This is a genomic window from Actinomyces sp. HMSC065F12 (genome assembly GCF_001814535.1).
Taxonomy (GTDB): domain Bacteria; phylum Actinomycetota; class Actinomycetes; order Actinomycetales; family Actinomycetaceae; genus Pauljensenia; species Pauljensenia radingae_A.
In genome coordinates this window covers 1,001-1,261 of record NZ_KV817021.1, presented here as the reverse complement: position 1 = coordinate 1,261, position 261 = coordinate 1,001, and the positions used below count along the sequence as shown (strand labels likewise).

1 protein-coding gene is annotated in these 261 nt (G+C 60.5%); it reads left to right on the top strand.

All coding sequences use genetic code 11. The features are described from left to right. Positions 1-261 (top strand): hypothetical protein (locus tag HMPREF2975_RS08295; RefSeq protein ID WP_227469343.1); only part of this gene is annotated, 261 nt, incomplete at both ends.

Here is a 261-nt window from a genome sequence, read left to right as displayed (position 1 = left end):
ACCGTGAGGGCGACAGGCCAGGCGACCACTACGAAAACACCACCACGTGGAACAACATCCTCACACCCCACGGGTGGACACCCGTATTCACCCAAGGCAACACCACCTACTGGCGCAGGCCCGGCAAAAAAACCGGCATATCCGCCACCACCGGACACAACACCGACCGCAACCGCCTCTACGTGTTCACCACCAGCACAGAATTCCTGCCAGAAACCCCCTACACGAAATTCGCCGCCTACGCGCTCCTCAACCACGGTG